Source organism: Alteromonas sp. M12 (genome assembly GCF_037478005.1).
In the GTDB taxonomy this organism is placed as follows: domain Bacteria; phylum Pseudomonadota; class Gammaproteobacteria; order Enterobacterales; family Alteromonadaceae; genus Aliiglaciecola; species Aliiglaciecola lipolytica_A.
On record NZ_CP144164.1, the window covers coordinates 1625671 to 1645578 of the forward strand.

At 39.6% G+C, this 19908-nt stretch carries 19 protein-coding genes; 13 read left to right on the forward strand and 6 right to left on the reverse strand.

The annotated features are described in order from the left end of the window. Positions 1-42 precede the first annotated feature (42 nt). From fadD to VUI23_RS07065, 6 genes are read left to right on the forward strand one after another with little or no spacing between them, the layout of a single operon-like run. Positions 43-1695: a long-chain-fatty-acid--CoA ligase FadD gene (gene fadD, locus VUI23_RS07040; protein WP_216050316.1), complete on the forward strand. Its 1653-nt coding sequence runs from the start codon at positions 43-45 to the stop codon at positions 1693-1695. Between the two features lie 48 nt (positions 1696-1743). Beyond that, complete coding sequence (gene rnd, locus VUI23_RS07045) at positions 1744-2931, forward strand: ribonuclease D (protein ID WP_342807494.1); 1188 nt, start codon at positions 1744-1746, stop codon at positions 2929-2931. Continuing rightward, positions 2931-3233, forward strand: a complete 303-nt coding sequence (locus VUI23_RS07050; RefSeq protein ID WP_303500192.1) for a YcgL domain-containing protein — start codon at positions 2931-2933, stop codon at positions 3231-3233. Before rnd ends, VUI23_RS07050 begins: the two co-directional genes overlap by 1 nt. Continuing rightward, positions 3230-4219, forward strand: a complete 990-nt coding sequence (locus VUI23_RS07055; RefSeq protein ID WP_342807496.1) for a lytic murein transglycosylase — start codon at positions 3230-3232, stop codon at positions 4217-4219. Before VUI23_RS07050 ends, VUI23_RS07055 begins: the two co-directional genes overlap by 4 nt. Further along, complete coding sequence (locus VUI23_RS07060; protein ID WP_216050320.1) at positions 4220-4894, forward strand: fumarylacetoacetate hydrolase family protein; 675 nt, start codon at positions 4220-4222, stop codon at positions 4892-4894. Then, the gene (locus tag VUI23_RS07065) at positions 4891-5382 is read left to right on the forward strand and encodes a YcgN family cysteine cluster protein (RefSeq protein ID WP_216050321.1); all 492 of its coding nucleotides are present in this window, start codon (positions 4891-4893) and stop codon (positions 5380-5382) included. Before VUI23_RS07060 ends, VUI23_RS07065 begins: the two co-directional genes overlap by 4 nt. A gap of 32 nt (positions 5383-5414) precedes the next feature. Here VUI23_RS07065 and dsbB read toward each other — a convergent pair whose 3' ends face one another. Both dsbB and nhaB read right to left on the reverse strand, forming a co-directional pair. Then, positions 5415-5939 carry a disulfide bond formation protein DsbB gene (dsbB, locus tag VUI23_RS07070; protein ID WP_216050322.1) on the reverse strand — a complete coding sequence of 175 codons (525 nt, stop codon included), beginning with the start codon at positions 5937-5939 and terminating at the stop codon, positions 5415-5417. 22 nt (positions 5940-5961) lie between these two features. After that, positions 5962-7548: a sodium/proton antiporter NhaB gene (gene nhaB, locus VUI23_RS07075; protein ID WP_216050323.1), complete on the reverse strand. Its 1587-nt coding sequence runs from the start codon at positions 7546-7548 to the stop codon at positions 5962-5964. Positions 7549-7812: 264 nt separating this feature from the next. Here nhaB and fadR point away from each other — a divergent pair, with 264 nt between their 5' ends. The 3 genes from fadR to VUI23_RS07090 all read left to right on the forward strand — a co-directional run bounded on the left by fadR (position 7813) and on the right by VUI23_RS07090 (position 9779). Further along, entirely contained in the window at positions 7813-8523 is a 711-nt protein-coding gene (fadR, locus tag VUI23_RS07080; protein ID WP_216050324.1) for a fatty acid metabolism transcriptional regulator FadR, read from the forward strand. A 234-nt stretch (positions 8524-8757) separates the two neighbouring features. After that, positions 8758-9111 (forward strand): phasin family protein, encoded by a 354-nt coding sequence (locus tag VUI23_RS07085; protein WP_216050325.1) that lies wholly within the window; start codon positions 8758-8760, stop codon positions 9109-9111. Between the two features lie 95 nt (positions 9112-9206). Next, complete coding sequence (locus tag VUI23_RS07090) at positions 9207-9779, forward strand: hypothetical protein (protein WP_216050326.1); 573 nt, start codon at positions 9207-9209, stop codon at positions 9777-9779. A gap of 411 nt (positions 9780-10190) precedes the next feature. On the opposite strand, the gene VUI23_RS07095 is transcribed toward VUI23_RS07090, so the two are convergent. Further along, positions 10191-11678 (reverse strand): DUF3336 domain-containing protein, encoded by a 1488-nt coding sequence (locus VUI23_RS07095; protein WP_342807498.1) that lies wholly within the window; start codon positions 11676-11678, stop codon positions 10191-10193. Positions 11679-12129: 451 nt separating this feature from the next. On the opposite strand from VUI23_RS07095, the gene VUI23_RS07100 reads away from it, so the two are divergent. Continuing rightward, positions 12130-13332: a DUF445 family protein gene (locus VUI23_RS07100; RefSeq protein ID WP_216050328.1), complete on the forward strand. Its 1203-nt coding sequence runs from the start codon at positions 12130-12132 to the stop codon at positions 13330-13332. 18 nt (positions 13333-13350) lie between these two features. Here the strand turns inward: VUI23_RS07100 and VUI23_RS07105 are convergent, their stop codons facing one another. Continuing rightward, positions 13351-14121 (reverse strand): ParA family protein, encoded by a 771-nt coding sequence (locus VUI23_RS07105; RefSeq protein ID WP_216050329.1) that lies wholly within the window; start codon positions 14119-14121, stop codon positions 13351-13353. Positions 14122-14452: 331 nt separating this feature from the next. Between VUI23_RS07105 and VUI23_RS07110 the strand changes: the two genes are divergently transcribed. Together VUI23_RS07110 and VUI23_RS07115 are read left to right on the forward strand one after the other, a co-directional pair. Then, entirely contained in the window at positions 14453-15103 is a 651-nt protein-coding gene (locus VUI23_RS07110; RefSeq protein WP_216050330.1) for a TetR/AcrR family transcriptional regulator, read from the forward strand. Positions 15104-15131: 28 nt separating this feature from the next. Continuing rightward, a complete protein-coding gene (locus tag VUI23_RS07115; RefSeq protein ID WP_342807500.1) occupies positions 15132-16631 on the forward strand; it encodes a wax ester/triacylglycerol synthase domain-containing protein in 1500 nt (499 codons plus the stop codon). Here the strand turns inward: VUI23_RS07115 and VUI23_RS07120 are convergent. Next, on the reverse strand, positions 16628-17353 hold the full coding sequence (locus VUI23_RS07120) for a DUF1439 domain-containing protein (RefSeq protein WP_216050332.1): 726 nt from the start codon (positions 17351-17353) through the stop codon (positions 16628-16630). The two genes, VUI23_RS07115 and VUI23_RS07120, sit on opposite strands and share 4 nt — an antisense overlap. Before the next feature lie 233 nt (positions 17354-17586). On the opposite strand from VUI23_RS07120, the gene VUI23_RS07125 reads away from it, so the two are divergent. Beyond that, on the forward strand, positions 17587-19206 hold the full coding sequence (locus VUI23_RS07125) for a choline dehydrogenase (RefSeq protein ID WP_342808257.1): 1620 nt from the start codon (positions 17587-17589) through the stop codon (positions 19204-19206). Positions 19207-19212: 6 nt separating this feature from the next. Here VUI23_RS07125 and VUI23_RS07130 read toward each other — a convergent pair whose 3' ends face one another. After that, complete coding sequence (locus VUI23_RS07130) at positions 19213-19836, reverse strand: TetR/AcrR family transcriptional regulator (RefSeq protein ID WP_303500183.1); 624 nt, start codon at positions 19834-19836, stop codon at positions 19213-19215. Between the last annotated feature and the right edge of the window lie 72 nt (positions 19837-19908).

A 19908-nucleotide genomic window follows, 5' to 3' on the forward strand; every position in this document is an offset into this window, starting at 1 on the left:
CATCGTGTAATCGTATTGAGAAGCATAAGCCCTGGAGGCAAAGTGGACAAAATTTGGTTAAAACACTACGACCCTAAAATTCCTGCAGAAATCGACCCAGAGCGTTATTCTTCAATAGTAGATATATTTGAGCAATCAGTATCGACTTACGCTAACAACACTGCATTTATCAATATGGGACACAGCATAAGCTTTGCTGAGTTAGATAAGTTATCTGCTCAATTTGCTGCTTATTTACAAAACGAGGGATTAAAGAAAGGTGATCCAGTCGCCATTATGATGCCTAACGTTATTCAATACCCTATTGCATTATTTGGAATATTGCGTGCCGGATTAACGGTAGTAAATGTTAATCCACTTTATACCGCTCGTGAGCTAAAACATCAGTTAAACGACTCAAACACCAAAGCTATTGTTATTATTGAAAATTTTGCAAGTACTTTAGCTCAAGTGATTGAACAAACTAATGTGAAAAAAGTACTGCTGACCCAAGTAGCAGATATGTTCCCAGCCCCCAAACGCTGGATAATGAATTTTGCGGTAAAATACATTAAAAAAATGGTGCCGAGTTTTACTATCGCGAATACCGAAAACTTCACATCTGCAATTAAAAAAGGTGCTTCTCTTACCTACACCAGACCAGAAATAAGCAGTGACGACATCGCTTTTCTACAATACACCGGCGGCACTACAGGTGTATCTAAAGGGGCAATGCTTACTCACCGTAATATGGTGGCAAACTTAGAGCAAATTTCTTCAGTATTGGAAACCGTTATCGAGCCAGGTAAAGAGTTGGTGGTGACGGCTTTACCGCTTTACCATATTTTTGCCTTGCAGGCTAACTGTTTGACTTTTGTTAAATTTGGCTGTCCAAGTTTACTGATAACCAATCCACGAGATATGGTCGGTTTTGTAAAAGAAATGGCACAACATCACTGTACCGTAATAACAGGTGTGAATACTTTATTTAATGGTCTTCTTAATACACCAGAATTTAGTGAGCTGGACTTCTCGGGTTTAAAGTTTGCTTTAGGTGGTGGTATGGCAGTGCAACGTTCAGTGGCTGAGAAGTGGGAAAAAGTCACTGGAAAGGTACTTTTGGAAGGCTATGGTTTAACCGAATGTAGCCCTGTTGTTACCGTTAACCCACCACAGCTTGAAAGTTATAAAGGGTCAATTGGTATGCCCGTATCTTCTACGGATATCAAGTTATGTGACGATGATGGCAATGAAGTTCCTATGGGGGAGCCTGGGGAAATGTATGTTAAAGGTCCTCAGGTAATGAAAGGCTACTTGAACCGCCCCGAAGCGACAGATGAGGTTATCAAAGATGGCTGGTTATTAACGGGGGACATCGCCACCGTTGACGAACAAGGTTACTTCTATATTGTCGATCGCAAGAAAGATATGATTTTGGTATCTGGCTTCAATGTGTTTCCTAATGAGATTGAGGAAGTCGCAGCGATGCACGATCAAGTGGTCGAAGTGGCGGCTGTTGGTGTGCCTAGTGAATCATCAGGCGAAGCGGTTAAACTCTTTGTTGTTCGAAATTCAGATGAATTGACCGAGAAAATATTGATCGATCATTGTCGTAAAAATTTAACCGGCTACAAAGTACCAAAATTTGTTGAATTTAGAGACGAGCTTCCCAAGACAAATGTTGGTAAGATACTCCGCAAAGAGTTGCGCGATTAGCTTAAACGAAATCATCTACTGATTTTATTTAAATTGAAGAGCCGACTCATGTCGGTTTTTTTATTTTCTAGGTGTCCATCTTTTCATATGCAATATACCCTAATAACTACGTTCGAAGCATTACACTCCTTTTGTGTTCAAGCCAATAAAGCATCTGCAATAGCCGTTGATACGGAGTTTGTTAGAACGAGAACTTTGTACCCTAGATTGGGCTTAATCCAAATTTATGATGGCATTACTCTGGCCCTTGTGGATCCATTGGAGATTGAAGATTTATCGCCTCTGGTGGACCTTCTAGCTAACCCTGATGTGGTCAAAGTCTTGCATTCTTGCTCTGAAGATTTAGAAACGTTTTGGCATAGTTTGAATGTGATACCGACGCCTATTTTTGATAGTCAATTTGCTGCATGCTTGTTGAATATGGGAGCGACATTGGGCTATGCAAATCTGATTGAGCTGATGTTAGATATTAAACTTGATAAAGGTGAATCGCGAACCGATTGGATTGCTCGTCCGCTGAGCGAACAGCAATGCCAATATGCAGCGAATGACGTACTCTATTTGTTGCAAATTTACCCTCAGTTGAGCGAACAAATCGCTGCTTTAGGCCGCACGGAATGGATTTACCAAGAAATGCAGCAATTGGCATTGAAAAAATCCATTAATCTCCCTGCAGAACTTGCCTATCTTAATATTAAGAACAGTTGGAAACTATCGGGCATATCTCTGTATTTACTGAAAACCTTAGCGAAATGGCGAATTGAGCAAGCGCGTTTGCGTGACTTGGCATTAAACTTTGTTGTGCGTGAATCCAATTTAGTAGAAATTGCACGCACTCTGCCTAGCCATAAAGGGGCTATTTTTGCCATTGATGGCATGACTCCTCAAGAAGCTCGGATTCACTCAGATGCATTACTCAGTTTGGTTGAAGAAGCGAAGATTGCACCGGTTGAGATATACCCATCGCCTGTAGAAAGGTTGATGACGCACAAAGGATTTAAAAAAGCCTCTGCTGAATTGAGAGCTCTTTGCCAGCTAAAAGCGGATGAACTTGAGATACCCGTTGAAGTCCTGGGATCAAAAAAACAAATACAACAATTGTTAAAATATCATTGGCACAAACAAGATGAATTGCGAGAGATGGGGTTGAAACCTGATTTGATTCAGGGCTGGAGAGGGGATCTTTTGGGAGACCAAGTGCTTAAAATAGTCGCCAAATATGGGGAGCTGAACTAATGCTTGTATATGTATACAAAAGTAATAAAAAGCAACAAACGTATCTCTATGTCTTAAAAAAAGACAATTTTGATGATGTGCCCGAACAGCTTATGGCAACTTTCGGTAAACCCACATTTGTGATGATTTTAGCCCTGCAAAAGCGTCAAAAATTGGCTCAAGTGGATATACATAAATTAACCAACGAACTAAATTTAAATGGATTTTACTTGCAACTTCCTCCACCTAATGAAGATTTGTTAAAAGCCCATAAGCAAACACAAGATAAAAATAAAGAAAATAAAGGACAGACATCGAAATGAAAAGACTAATGAATGGGAGCTGCATTTTAGTTTCAATTCTGCTGTTGAGTTTCCCGCTACACGCTCAGAAAAACGAAAAAGATTACGCAGGTTATGTCGAACAGCTTAAAAGTGAAGCGATATCGGAAGGTTTCGATGCACAATTTGTAGATCAGGCGTTTGCCGACATAACGTTCTATAAAAGAGCCATTAAGGCAGATAAGAATCAACCAGAATCTAAAATCACCTTAGATAAATATTTACGCACCCGAGTCCCTGATTGGAAAGTGCAACAAGCCATCGATTTGTACCGTAAACACCAACAAATATTAAACAAAATAGGCAAAGAATATGGTGTGCAACCGCGCTTCATAGTGGCCCTTTGGGGAAATGAAAGTAATTTTGGAAAGATTATGGGGAATTACTCTGTTATCTCCGCATTGTCTACTTTGGCTTATGAAGGTCGTCGTGAATCCTTCTTTAAAAAACAATTGTTCGCAGCTTTGACTATCCTGCAGCAAGGTCACATTCAAAAACAACAGTTTGTGGGATCTTGGGCTGGTGCAATGGGGCAAAGCCAATTCATCCCTTCATCCTTCCTAACTTATGCGGTTGATTATGATAAAGATGGTAAAAAAGATATTTGGGGTAACCCCGCGGACGTATTTGCATCAATTGCCAATTACTTAAGCAAAGAAGGTTGGGATGACAGTATTACTTGGGGCAGACAAGTTCGCATTCCTAAAGGTTTTGATTTGGCTCTTGCAGGTTTAACTAAGTCTAAAATGCAATCTTTAAGCGCATGGCAGGCATTGGGGGTTAGGCGTTATGACGGCTCTGATTTGCCAAAGGTCGACTTGCAAGCTTCGTTGATCATGCCAGATGATGAAAATGGCCGAATCTATTTAGTTTACTCGAATTTCCATACATTAATGCGTTGGAATCGCTCGACATACTTTGGAAGCGCTGTGAGTTATCTTGCCGATCGAATTAAAAAGGGTTCTTAGATGGAGTATTTTCACAAAGATATTAATGGCCAGCCCATCCAACTGCCGGTTGGGAAGGTGGTGTGCGTGGGACGTAATTACGTTGATCACGTCAAAGAGCTTAACAATGAAGTTCCTGATACCCCTTTGTTATTTATGAAACCTTCCACAAGTTTATGTGATGTAAATGCAGGGGTGACCTTACCAGCCGATACGCTGGGAAGTTGTCACAATGAATTAGAGATAGCGATTCTGATTAAATCGCCACTCAAAAATGCATCACAGAGCGATTGTCAATCCGCTATCTGGGGAGTGGGACTAGCACTAGACTTAACCTTGCGAGATTTGCAGAGCAAATTAAAATCAAAAGGTTTACCTTGGGAGCGAGCTAAATCCTTTGATGGTGCCTGTCCAGTATCAGGGTTCACTGAAATACACAATGTAGCTGATCTTCAAGCTTTAAGTTTCAGTTTAGAGGTTAATCAACAACTGAAACAGCAAGGCGACACATCTTTAATGATGTGGGGCGTTTATTCGTTGTTGTCACAAATAAGTGAGGTATTCACTCTGTTACCAGGTGATATTGTGCTGACAGGCACACCAAAAGGTGTAGGCCCTCTATTTGCGAATGATGAATTGTGTTTACGTTTGGATAAACATTTTAGCGTTAATAGCAAAGTGCAGGGTGAAAAATGAGTTTAGAAGCAAATTTTTGGCAAACTAAATCGTTGAAGCAAATGAACCGTCAGGAGTGGGAGGCCATTTGTGATGGTTGCGCTAAATGTTGCTTACACAAAATCATCGATGAAGATGCTTCGCAAACAGATGGGCAACAAGCTGCCACCGAAGAGCTGCATTTTACCAATGTCGTTTGCAGTTTTTTGAATACCAAAACTTGCGCGTGCACCCAATATGCCGACCGTGATGAGCTGGTACCTGAATGTGTCACTCTATCCCAAGATAACCTTCATCAACTTGCCTATATGCCGCCAAGTTGCAGTTATCGCAGACTTAACGAGGGAAAGGGGCTTCCGAGTTGGCATCCATTATTGCATAAGAATAAAAAGTCAGAGATGCACAAAGCTGGCATGTCTGTGCGTGGTAAAACTGTTTTTGATCGGGACGTTGATGAAAGTAAGTTTGAAGACCACATCGTTATTTGGCCATTAAACGAAATCGATTAACTAGCTAGTTAATCGATTTCAAGTTGTTTCGGCTAAAAACTTCTACGGGTAAATAGTCGGCTAAATAATACAATAGAAAAAACCGCTGTATAAATTGCAAATACAACAATCATCCATTCAGGCATACTCATATTCATAAATTCCCAATCAATATTGCCACAATCACCAGTAGCGGCAAACATATTGGGTAGCCAATTGTGCAGCGGCAAGAAAGCTGGGAAATTGGGAACAATTTCACAGGAAACAAAAAATGGATTTGATTCGTTCTGTATCCCCACATGTTCAATGGCGATAAACATTCCCCAAATCGCAGAGACCCCCCAAGTCACAAAACCTATGAATCGTGTTATGAGATTATTTCTTAGGGTAGGGAGTAGCCCAGCGAACAGCAGGCCAAACACTGCTGTTCGTTGATATATGCACATAATGCACGGCTTTAAATCTAACCCATATTGAAAAAATAGAGCTGCCACAATTAAGCCTAAAGCAGATAGCAACAATGTCAACCAAGCCCATCGTGTTGAAGCCATGTCGCCAAAGAATACAAATACATTCATGTTTATTAAATTAACCTAATTATTAGTGGGCGCTAGCTGCGCCAACTTCTGCATCTGGAACATGGTGATTTATCCAGTGCAAATCATATAAAACGTCTGTTAATTCCTGCAATCCAAAATAAGTCGCAGCCAATCCTACTAAGGTTAAGACAATCGTAAATGGGAATGCCATATAAACCATAGTACCGTAAGATAATCGCAATAACGGCGCGATGGCAGAGGTTAATAAGAATAAAAATGCAGCTTGTCCATTGGGGGTCGCAACACTGGGTAAATTCGTACCTGTGTTAATCGCAACGGCTAATAGATCAAATTGGTCACGGGTAATTTGGCCATTTTTTAATGCAGTGGTGACTTCGGTTATATATACCGAGCCAACAAACACATTGTCACTCACCATAGACAACAACCCATTGGCTAAGTAAAACATCACCATTTGTGTTTTACCCTCAAAGGTCAGAACATAGTTAATGACCGGCGTAAACAGACCTTGATCTATGATTACCGCCACAACGCCAAAAAAGACACACAGCAGCGCAGTAAAAGGAAGCGCTTCTTCAAACGCCTTACCAATTGAATGCTCTTCAATCACACCACACATGGTCGTCGCTAAAACGATGACCGAAAGACCAATTAATCCCACTTCTGCTAAATGCAGTGCAAGACCAATGATCAACCAAATACCAATTAATGCCTGAGTAAAAAGTCGAGCAGTATCTAACTTGGTGCGTTGTTTGTCCATTTGCGTGTTGTAATCACTTAATATGCCTCGCACAACAGGGGGCAACTTGGCGCCATATCCAAACCATCCAAACTTTTCCACTACATAAGCGGTAATCAGTCCCGAGAAGAACACCGGAATTGTCACAGGAGACATGCGCACAAAAAACTCACCAAAGCCCCAAGATGCTTTTTCTGCAATGATTAAATTCTGCGGTTCACCAACCATAGTCATCACTCCACCTAAGGCAGTACCTATAGCTGCATGCATCATTAGGTTGCGAAGAAAGGCGCGGAAATTCTCTAAATCATCGCGGCTTGGTTGGCCTATTTCGTCGTCACTTGAATGATCGTGATCATTGTTGAAATCTTTTCCTGAGGCGACCTTATGGTAAATGCTGTAGAAGCCTAACCCCACAGCAATAATGACCGCGATAACTGTTAAGGCGTCTAAGAACGCCGACAAAAACGCCGATGCGATAATAAAAGCTAACGATAACGCTCGTTTATTTTCTATTTTAATCAAGAGCTTAGTAAACAAATACAACAGCAAGTCTTTCATAAAATAAATACCCGCAACCATAAATACCAGTAATAACACCACACTAATATTAACGGTTATCTCATGGTACATGTGGGAAGGCGATGTCATTCCAATGAAGAGGGCTTCGATCAGCAGTAACCCCCCTGGTTGCAATGGGTAGCATTTTAATGCCATTGCCAAGGTGAATATAAACTCCAGAACTAAAACCCAGCCAGCTATATAGGTACTAACAAAGTAAAATAGAATTGGGTTTAAGATTAAAAATCCAACAATAACTTGTTTGTACCAATCAGGAGCATGGCCTAAAAAGTTTTTGTAAATGGCTTGAGTCATAGAAACTTGCATATGGGAATCCTTTTACTCATCGACTTTAAGTGCGATTGCATTTATTTATGTCTTCATTTTTAAAAGGTCAGGGCAATAAATGCAAGGTAAATCTGTTGTTAATCAGTGAATTGATTCTATTTGAACAGATATTGTGCAGCTTTGCGACTGATAAAGTCTATTAAATATTTAACATGCTGTTAAACTTTCATTGTTCCATATAAAATTCATCTGGTACAATCAGTTATCAACATGACATTAAAACGATAATAAGAGAGCCGTTGCATGATTTACAAGGCACAAAGTCCAGCTGGATTTGCAGAAGAATATATTGTTGAGTCAATATGGAGTGGACGATTTCCGCCTGGGACGATCTTACCAGCAGAAAGAGAGTTGTCAGAACTTATTGGTGTGACTCGCACAACGTTACGTGAAGTATTGCAAAGACTAGCTCGAGATGGCTGGCTGACAATTCAACATGGTAAACCGACTAAAGTAAATAATTTTTGGGAAACCTCAGGTCTAAACATCCTTGAAACATTGGCTCGATTAGACCAAGACGGGATTTCTGAGTTAGTCGATCACTTATTAGCCGCGAGAACAAATTTAAGCGCTGTGTTTATTCGTGGTGCAATTAAAAATGATGCACAGCGAGTTAAGGAAATCCTCAAAGGCTTCCCAGACATTCCTGAAGATGGTGCCGCATTTGCTTTGTATGACTATCGCATTAATCACGACATGGCGTTTGCCTCTGGTAATAAAGTATATGTGTTAATGATGAATGGTTTTAGAGGTCTATACTCGCGAATTGGAGGCTACTATTTTTCTTGTCCCAAATCCCGAGAGTTATCTCGCAACTATTATCAAAAGTTGATGGAGTTGGCCGATACTGGTGATTTTGCAGGCGTTGCTTCTGTCGTTCGTGAGTATGGTATCGAGTCTGGCAAAATTTGGCATGAAATTCGTGCTGAAATGCCCAATGACTTAGTCGATTAAATCAATTTTTTTGTAACCTCTGTTATTAGACATTCAAATCACCGCGTTATCTAGTTGGCAAAAGTTTGCATAAAATGTAAACCTTTCTGACTTCACTTGGTAATTTAAAAATACCATAAATCAATGCTTTGCATTAAAGTCCTAAATTAATTTTTATTATTTTAGGACTTTAGTATGCGCTTTCTAATTTAGATCGTTAATCTTGTTCACAGTCAACAAATCGAGGAAATAATCATGACTAAATTAGACGCAATCAAAAGTAAAGTTTCAGACGCTGAAGATTTTGCACGTAAAATCTGGTTAGCTGGTTTAGGTGCTTACGGTAAGAGTTTCGATGAAGCTCAAGGTCAATATGAGAAGTTGACATCTGAAGCAGGTAAAGTATTTGAAGAGTTAGTTGAAAAAGGTGAAGTTTTAGAAACTGAAGCTAAAGCTAAAATCAAAGCTAAAACTAATGTTGAAGAACGTGTAACTGAAGTTCGTAAAAAACTAGGTTTAGATTCTTCAAGTTCAGAAGACAAAGTAGAAGAACTTTCTGCAAAAATTGATGCATTAACTGACGCTGTTGCAAAATTAGCTGCTAAGTAATGTTATCAAGTTCAGGATTGTCTGTAGGCCTTAATTAAGGTCTACAGTACCTGAACACATTATATATGTACTTGGATAATTAAGTCGGGGGAGTTATGAAAGCGATAAAATCTGTTGAAGAAACTGGGCGTAAATCCTGGTTAGCTAGTGTTGGCGCATATGGGGAAAGTTTAAATAAATCCACAGATGCACTGGACAAACTCTATACAGACGGCAATGCTTTAGTACAGGACCTGATTATACGCGGTGAATCGGTAGAAGCGGAAATCAAAGCTAAACTAGAACACAGCCCAATATTTAAGGGGAAGTCGATGTTAAAAAGCAAAATTGATATGTTCAAGGCGAAATTGGGCATGCAAAGTCATAGTCGCGAAATTCAACTAGAAATACTCTCTAACAAAGTTGATAACCTAATTGATGTTGTCGCAAAACTTGCTCAGAAAAAAGCAGCTGAACAAAGTGCTGCAAAATCAACGGCAACACCTGCTGCTAAAGCGAGCACTAAGACAACTGCCGCTAAAACTGCTACTACACGTAAACCTGCCGTTAAAAAGACTGCTAGTGCTAAACCTGCCTCAGATGCAGCTAAAACGCCAGCAAAGACAACGTCAACGACGACAAGAACTCGTAAACCAGCAGCTAAAAAGCCGGCTGCAGATAAAGAATAGTAGAATAACTACTCGGTCTTGATGACCATCAATCTATAACGCCAGATTATAACAAACTTGCGACAAGTTGAGATGAGTTGGCGTTGTGGTGATTTGCTCTGGATCTTACACACTGCTCAGTTGAATTTGATGTCTTTGTATAGGACATACGCGTTGTATAAGCGGCATTGTCTTTACCACCAAAGCTGACTAGTGGCTTTTTAAAGAAGTGCTGACGACATGTTGTACTTAAGCGCATTTTCTCGCTTTCTTGTTACTCATTCCACAAACAAATGCATTTGCGATTAAACACCTATGCTGTTTGCAACAGAATTTACTTGGCACAAATGAGAGTTCAGATGTGCCAAATTTTTACATTCTTTCAGCCATAATCCGCGAACAACTGTTTTGTTCTTCCTTCTACCACTGTGTTTACGCCGATTTAGAGTTGTTGACTAAGCTCAATCCATTGTGTTGAGTCAATACTCGTTCTTCTCTGGCTTTAAGCAACTTCAAGTATTTCCCGAATGTTTTGCTAATTTGGGTATCACGTTTGATCCGATCTATTTGTGGCCAGGTTGCTCTTTCTGCACTTGAAATTAGTTTTTCAATACTGCGTAACGACGGATTGGCTAAGATATGTTTTAAACTTGCGAATCCTCGTTTAGGTAAAATATTGATATCACCTACATACTGCTGATCTATGATTGAACGCAACTTGTGAATTCCCAGTTTTGCGCCTTTATGAGAAGTCATACCTTCTAAAACATCAAATGCGTAAATACTATTCAATTTGGTAATGTTAGCTAAGTGGCGCCAAGTTAAGGCTCCTATTCCTCGACTATCTTTTTTGTCCCGAGATAAAAAAGGTACGGCTAAGGGATTAGTTTGACTAACAATACTATGGTTTACCCCATATAAGCGGGCGAGTTGTTTAAATGGCATGTCAGCCATCAATGAGCCATCTGCAAAACGTCGGTTAGGTATGTATGGAACAATCTTGCCATCTGCTTGTTTCGCTTTTAATTGCACTGGACTAAATACCAATGGAATGGCACAGGATGCTCTAACCGCTTGGGTAATAATTGCGTTAGGTGACGTTTTAGCATTGAGCAGACGTGAATACTGGTGCAAATCAGATGGCGACACGGTAACAGTCACATGTCGTCCAGTTTTCTTGAAAGCTTCTTCAAATGTCATCAAATCAAAGAGTTCAATGAATGCATTTTCTAAGTTGGTGCTATCCATTAAACTATTTTGACCAAAACCTTGCCAAATTCTCCAATTACTAAAGTTTTCGTAGATATTTTGTGGCTCTAAGGCGACTTTGAGTTCTTCGTTGGTACGGGTGGCAATAAGACTTGCGATGATAGAGCCGGCGCTAGCGCCTGAAATTACATCTGGCAGCAAGTCATGCTCAGTAAGTGATTTAACGACACCACCATGAAAAAATCCAAGCCCAGCACCGCCGCTTAACATTAAGCAACTTTTGCCAAAGGCATGGGCTGTTTCATCAAAAAATGACAATTTTTCGTAAAAGTCGATTTCAGACTCGTTTGCATGGTATATAAAATCTAATGACTCACATACTTGATCGATAAATTCTTGAATTAAATACTTGGTACCTATTTTACTGTGGTTTTTCATCGCAGGATTAGCAATATTGCCTAAATTGCCATGAATACCTTCGTGTAAAATGGACATCAAGCCTAATGCATCACCACGAGAACGCGCCAACTTAATTCGTTGAACCCGTTTACGAATTAGACGATAGTCATATTCCTTACAGGTATCCTTTGCCTTCCATTCTTCCGCGCCAGACAATTCATCATGTTCTTGGCAAGCTTCCTTATATTCTTCATAACTATCTGCATGATTAATTGCAGCTTCTAAATCAGTAAGCGAATCACGGTACGCCATTTGGACCACCTAGTTTAATTAAATACAACTTTTAAACATAAGGGTCTGTAAATTCGTTCAATTCAAACCCTAATTTTCGAATCTATAACACCACGCTATTGTTGCTAAACGTTAACATTAGTATTACTAAACGCTAACACTATGGTTAACCAATTAATAGTATCCTTTAGTGTGAGATTATTAATAACTTAAGTTTTTAGAAAGTGCTACCCAATTTAGCAGAATTGGGCGTTTCAACTATTTTACAAAGAGATTTTGTTTGAGAATGTATAATTTGCTGTCAATGGCACAAATTTGATTGACCATTGTAATCGCAAAGTTTAGCCTGATGGAGTAGGGTAGTAAGCCCGTTACTTAGCTGTGACTATTAATTTGCTTTTTTGTAGAGTGAGTTCACGGATTAAATTGTTATTTATTCCTTTTTAATAAATTAAAGGCATCCACGCCACTTATGCAATGGATTTTAGAAAATTACTTGCTGTTGTTGATTCCTATTACCAGCGGGATTGTTGGTTGGGCAACTAACTTTCTAGCAGTCAAAATGATGTTTTATCCAATAGAATTTATTGGTATCCGTCCGTTTTTCGGCTGGCAGGGACTCATTCCTATGAAACGCCAGGAAATGGCTGAAATTGAAGTGGAACTGGTTTTAGGCAAGTTGCTCAGTGTGCAGGAACTTGCAGGAAGAATTGAGGCTGACAAAATGACAGCCTCTATACAACGCCGACTTAAACAAGTTTTGCGCAAAGTGATTAATCAAGTGATGCAGGAGTCTGCTCCTCAAATATGGGCATCCATGCCTGTACAAGCCAAAAATTTGGTTTACAAGCGCGTTGAAGCTGACATTCCTAATATGGTCACTAAAATGATCGATGATTTCCAACATAATGTGGAAGAAATTCTCGATATCAAAGAGTTAGTGGTGAGTCATTTAGTCAATGAACCTGAACTAATCAACGAAATATTTCTTAAATCTGGTGAAAAAGAATTTCCATTTATTGAACGTTCAGGGCTCTATTTCGGTTTCTTATTCGGGTTACCCACTATGGCCTTCTGGTATTGGTTTCAGAGTTGGTGGATATTACCTTTGGGCGGCTTGATTGTGGGTTATGCAACCAATTGGATCGCAATTAAGATAATATTCGAGCCTAAACAACCAATTCGGTTATTTGGAATCACATTCCAAGGAATGTTTTTAAAACGTCAAAAAGAAGTCTCAGAAGTTTACTCTGAAATTATTGAAAAAAAGCTTATTAATTCGAAAAATATTACAGAAATTGTGCTCCATGGTTCGGGATCAGAGCAGTTACTCGAACTGATAGAATTACATGTAAACGATGCTATTGAACGATATGTTGCTATTGCCCAACCTTATTTTGCGTTGGGTGTTGGCTCTAAGCAGTATTACCGAATGAAAGCGTTAGCTGTGCAGTTGATTTTTGACAGTTCTGATAAATATTTACAGTACGCCTATGAATATGCCAATGATGCACTGAGAGTTGGCGATGATCTATGCGCTAGAATGCAATTGTTAACCCCAGAAGAGTTCGAAGGTGTATTGCGTCCTGCTTACCAAGCTGACGAATGGAAATTAATTGTGGTTGGTGCTGTGCTGGGTATGATTGCCGGATTTATGCAACTTTACTTAATTTAATACAGATTCCGATTCTACTTATTTGGTCTTTTCGATTAATTCAAATATACCTACCAGAGATAGGGTTAGCTTGTGTTTTGGGGCCATTTCTATAAGTGGGGACTTAGCCTGATGAGATTCGCGCATTTTAACTGATTGGGAAACGTACTCAGCTAAGACTGGATAATTTTCTTCGATTAATTCATTGATGATTTGTTTTGGCAGATTGGCGTTACTCATAAACTGGTTGGCAATAATACCTTCGATTTCTAAATCAGGGTTATGATCTTCTCTTATTTCGGCGATTTTTTGCTGCAAACTGTACAAGCCTTGTCTGGCAAAATCATCACAATCTATAGGTATCAAGCAGCGGGAAGCGGCAATGAGAGCTGATAGACTATAGAAGTTAAGCGCGGGCGCGGTATCAATGTAGATGCGATCATACTCAGTGCTAAGCGTTTCTAGTGCTTCTTTTAACTTATAGATTTTATGCCTACTGTCTAATTCACTTTCTAATTCCGACAAACGTGCTGAACCGGCAATAATGTCCAAGTTTGTTACTTTTGTTGGCTGACAAAATTCCTTCGCTGGTTTGCGGTGCAAATGAAATGTAATGGTTTGTTCAAATAGATTGGCAATAGTGCAATCATCGTCTTTTTTAATGGCGTCTAGATAGGCTGTACTGTTACATTGGGTATCTAAATCTACCAATAAGGTTTTAAAACCGTGGTGAGCTGAAATGGCCGCTAGATTGACGGTTAAACTGGATTTGCCTACTCCACCTTTTTTATTAAATAGCACTCTTATCAATGGGATTGCCTCTGGATTTGGATTGGCGAAACAGGAACCATTTTCGCTCTACTATATTATTGAACTGCGCAATTACCAGTCTTGATATTTGCTATGCTGTGGATAAATAATAATATTAATGACCAGAAAGTAAACATAATTTACCGAAAGCATGATACAAATAAATAAAGCGTTATTTCATTCGTAGCTCTTGTATGTTCACAACGGGTTATGAAATGATGGGTATTATTAATTTTGTCATATTTTTATACGCTACCGCATATCCTAGCGTAATTTAATTATCGTATTGGCAAGAAAGAGTAAATCGTTCGACTAACTTTGGTTGATCACTATGAAAACGGCAGAGAAAATACTAGTCACTTCGTTGGATTTATTTAACCAACACGGGGAGAGTAATGTCAGTAGTGTTGATATTGCGGTTGAATTAGATATTAGCCCCGGTAATTTATATTATCATTTCAAAGGCAAGGAAATGATAGTGGCCGCGTTATTTGATTTATATAAAAATCAAATAGATACAGCATTTAATTCTGCTACCAACAAAGATTTAAGTATTGAAGAGTTTTTTTATTTTCTATACGTAATTTTAGAAAAAGGCCATCATTTTCAATTTCTGTTTCATAATCAAGCTAATCTTGCTGAAAATTATCCGACGGTTGCCAAGAAGTTCAAACTGCTTATCCTCTCGCAAGAAAGGAGTATAGAAAAATTAATTAAGTCGTTTATTCAAAATAGCAGTTTAAAAGCCACTTTTCACCAAGGAATTCAAATTGTCGAGCTGGTTGGTCTAGTCTTTACTCAATCAGCGAACTATTATGCATTAAAAGGTCAAAATATCAGCGATGAGACGCATTTGTATAAGGGACTAGCGACCATTCTATTTGCTGTATTGCCCTATATAAACCTGCCACCTGGGGAATTGCATCATTTACAAGAAGCAATTGCTACCCAAACTTTGGTCAGTGGGTTAGGCGTTTCCTAAGAATCCGTACGTTTAAGGAATATTGAGATTGAGTAAAAAACTTTCATTTCTCGACAAAACATTTTGGATTACTGAGTCTGAAGATAATCCAAAACATGTCGCAAGTTTACAGCTTTTGGAAATGCCAGAAGATGCCTCCCCACAATACGTTGAAAACCTGTGTAATGAGGTGAAGCAATTCGATAAAGGCGTTAGTCCCTTCAATGGCACGGTTAAAACGTTTATGGGTTTTCCTATCGGCCTCAATGAAATTGACAAGTTAGATATGGATTATCACGTCAAGTACCATGTGGTTGACGACGTTAATGACAAAGAAGCGCTGCATAAATTTGTTGCCAAATTGCATGAAGAATGGCTGGATCGTGATAAACCTCTTTGGCAGTACCACTTTATTACTGACAATAAGAATAAAGAATATGCGATTTATGCCAAAGTCCATCATCTGTATGGTGATGGGGCAACGTTAATTCGTTGGTTCCAAGCTGGCTATCTGGCGGAAAAGAACACGGAAACATTTATTCCGGTTTGGGCGGCACAAAGACGAAGCCGCAAACGCCGTAAGCTAGGTATTTTCACCTTAGTATTTGGTGGCGCATTTGAACTGTTTATGGTGGTGTTTGACTTACTCTATATCGTTTTGCGTCTATTGATGAAGCTAACCCGCATCAACTCAACCTACATGCCTTTGCCTTTTTCTGGCACTAAAACCATATTAACTGGCCAAGTTAAGAAAGGTCGAGTGGTGTCCACGGTAGACTTAAACTTTGCTCGAGTTAGAGGTTTGAGTAAGCGTGCCAGAGCATCTGCCAATGAAATTTTACTCTGCTGTTTTGATATTGGGGTTCATCGATTTTTAATGGATAGAGGACACACTTTCAAAAAAGCGCTCTATACTAATATGCCAATCAACCTGCGAAAACCTGGTGATCAGGCCGCGGGGAACAAAATAGCTATCGTGCCTGTGCGCTTGGCTCACGGTAAAAATGATCCTTATTTACGCTTGCGCCAAATCATCGAGAATCATCGTATTGTAAAACGCGCGGCAAAGCGCTCCAGACCCTTAGCATTCAGTTATTACACTGTGCTAATACAGTCTTACTCATTGATATTTGAAATGTTGCGGCTGTCTGACTTTGTGCGTCCTATCGCCAATATTCTAATTTCCAATGTGCCTGGCCCAACAGATGTGCGCTATTTAAAAGACAGCAAATTATTGGCCTGTTATCCCATTTCAACGATGACCTCTGGTGGAGGCGTAAATATCACTTTAATTACCTATGCAGGAACTGCAAATGTGGGGATTGTTTGCTGTGATAAAAACGTAAAATCTTTGGAGACTTTATCTGTTTATTTCACCGAAGCTTTTGAGATGTTGGAAAGGTGTATTGATGATCCGTCTTTGAACATTGACGATATTGGTGAACGTGTGCGTCAAACCGACTTGTCTATTGTGGATGATGAGGTCTATGATGAAGAAGCCGATCACGACCACTTGGAGTCAGAAAATACAGCTAAAAAGTCTGCTTAGAATTTAAACCTGACACAACGTTGCTCTACACAAACTGATTGGCCATGTTGGATGAACAAAGCTTCTTGCCAATCGTTTTCGTCCAGTTTATAGACAAATTCTGGGTTGTGTTTTGTTTCATCTAGTAACTTAATAATCTGCGGTTTGTGGTAATCCAATACCCGTTGTTTGCTTCCTGATAAATATAATCGCAAGTAATCAGAGGCAATATCTGAACTTCCCGCAGTCATTAAGCCTAAAGCCGATTTGAAGGTACCAGATATTAAATTTTGTACGCTTCTAGGCATTACTAGATCGAGAAGTTGCTTCGAATCATTAAGTAACGCATATTCGTCATTAATCAACCTAATTGAATCCAATTCTAGTGAGTCGATAGTCACAGTCTTATTTTCAGCATCATATTTGGGTGTCATATCCAATACAATTAGCAAATGCGCGCGATAAAGTGGATTGCTAACCGCATCAATATCTAAGCTTGAATAAAGCTGTACCTTTACGGTATTACTATTGCGTGGAATGTCTATTTCTGTCTCAAGAATGGTAAATGTGCCTTTACCCACAGGGACGTCGACGTCTAGGTGTTGCGGAAAATGTGGCCTTGCCAAATCATTTAACTCTTCGACGGTATAATCTACATGGCTTATTTTGCCTAGCTTGATCATCCATTTAGCAATGAACTTATTGAGTTTTAGTGAAAACCGTTTTCTAAGTGTTTCTGCCACGTAGTTGTTAACTTATTCATCATTATCCAGCACTAAGTGTGAAGGTGAGAGGCTTTTAATGTCAAGTTTGGCGTTATTTATTTCATTTCATTTGTACATTAAAGTAACAACCCATTTTATTTTTTGGTAAACTGACTGGTATGACATCAGAGCAGTTGACTAGCTTTGTGAACTTAAGTAACTATTTATTCGTAGTTGTAACTAACAAAAAAACCTTTGAAGTAGAAGCCGACATGCATGAATTAAAACAGACCCAATTTGATTTTATTATTATTGGCGCAGGTTCGGCTGGATCCACATTGGCTTCTCGGCTAAGTGAAAATCCCAATGTTCAGGTCTGTCTGCTTGAAGCGGGTGGAAAAGACTCCAATCCTTTGATCCATATTCCCTTTGGTTTGTCATTGCTTTCAAGAATTAAAAATGTCGGCTGGAATTATAATACCGCGTCACAGGTTAACCTAGACAATCGAGAATTATATTGGCCTCGTGGTAGAACCTTAGGCGGTTCTAGTTCGATAAACGCAATGTGTTATATACGCGGTGATCAGAAAGACTACGATGACTGGCAAGCCCAAGGCGCTCAAGGGTGGGATTGGCAGTCAGTTAAACCTTATTTTATTAAATCTGAACGGCAACAACACGGTGCCAGTGACAATCATGGCAATCAGGGGTTGTTGCATGTTAATGACCTACGCCACACCAACAAATTATCCCAATCTTTTGTTAAAAGCGCCGCACAAGTGGGCATGCCAATTCTACAAGACTTCAACGGAGAAGAACGGGAAGGTTTAGGTTTTTATCAAGTAACTCAAGTAAATGGGCAACGATGTTCTAGTGCAAAAGGCTATTTGCAACCAGCTTTACAACGCTCTAACTTAACCGTGCTCACCCATGCACAAGTGGAACATATTGTTGTTGATGATGGTGTTGCTACTGGAGTTAAATTACATTTAAAAGACAAATTGATACAGCTTAACGCGAAGCAAGAAGTGCTGCTTTGTGGCGGAGCTATCAATAGCCCGCAAATACTCATGTTATCTGGAATTGGCCCTAAAGCGCATCTGGCTGAACATGGCATAAAGGTTAACGTTGATTTACCTGGTGTCGGGCAGAATTTACAAGATCATTTGGATGCTATCGTCCAGCAGCGATGTGAAGCCAGAGAAAGTTACGCTGTAGCGCTGCCGTCATTACCTATGTATATCAAATCAGTATTTCAATATTTATTTGGACGTAAAGGATTAATGACATCGAACATTGCCGAGGCAGGTGGGTTTGCTAAATCCAAATATGCTACCGACCGTCCCGATCTGCAATATCATTTTTTACCAGCAATTTTATTGAATCATGGTCGTAGCACCGCTTTTGGATATGGTTATGGCGTCCATGTTTGTTGTTTATATCCTAAAAGCGTAGGTGAAATAAGGTTGGCATCATCAGATCCATTGGCTCCGGCGATTATCGACCCAAATTATTTAAGCCATCCAGATGATATAGCTGTAATGATTGATGGCGTTCGCAAAGCCCGTGAATTATTGGCAACGAGTGAATTTAATCAGTACGGTTCCCGTGAAATCGGGCCAGGTATTGCTGCACAATCAGATGAAGAAATATTAGCTTATCTACGTAAACGGGCAGAGACCATTTATCATCCCATTGGTACTTGTAAAATGGGCAACACTGAAGATCCCATGACGGTGGTAGATAGTCAGCTAAAAGTGAAGGGAATAACAGGCCTGCGTGTGGTTGATGCGTCAGTGATGCCAAGTTTAATAGGTGGTAACACCAATGCTCCGACTATCATGATCGCTGAAAAAGCGGCCGATATGATAAAACAGCAGTACCAATTGTAACTATAATTAATCACTATCTTGGCTGTTTAATACAAACATTTGTAAAGCTGTTTCACACATCTCATCAATATGACTGGCGTTTGCATAAATTCCATCGATTAATAATCTTGCAATACCATGAATAGTCCCCCAAGTAACTTGGGATAAGCGCAGCGTATCTAAACTAGCCGGTAATAATCCCTTGTGTTGCCAATCACGGGTCATTTTCACTTGAAATTGAAATGTTGGGTAGGCGATGTCTTTCAACGAATCAGTAGCGCTGTTTTGTTTCCATATTGTTCTACCGAACATTAAATCATACAACTCTGGATTTTCAGCAGCATAACTAATATAGCCGTGAATAAATGCCCTTAATTTCTGTTTTTCATTTAAATTCGGATTTTCAAATATTTCATCCAGTTGTAACTTCCAATGGCTAAAACCTTGTTCCGCTATCGCGCATAAAAGCTCATTTTTATCTTTGAAATGGTGATAAGGCGCTGTGCGCGAAACACCAACCTGATCAGCTAGTTTACGTAATGACAAGCTCTCTACTCCCTGCGCCTTGAGCATTGAGGAGGCGGTAAGTATAAGGCTTGTGCGCAAATCACCGTGGTGATAACGGGCTTTGAGAGGCTTTTTATCGGTCATTCGTGCACTTTATCATAGATCTTGACAGCGTCAACATCTTACCTTATCTTGACATTGTCTAGATAAGGTAAG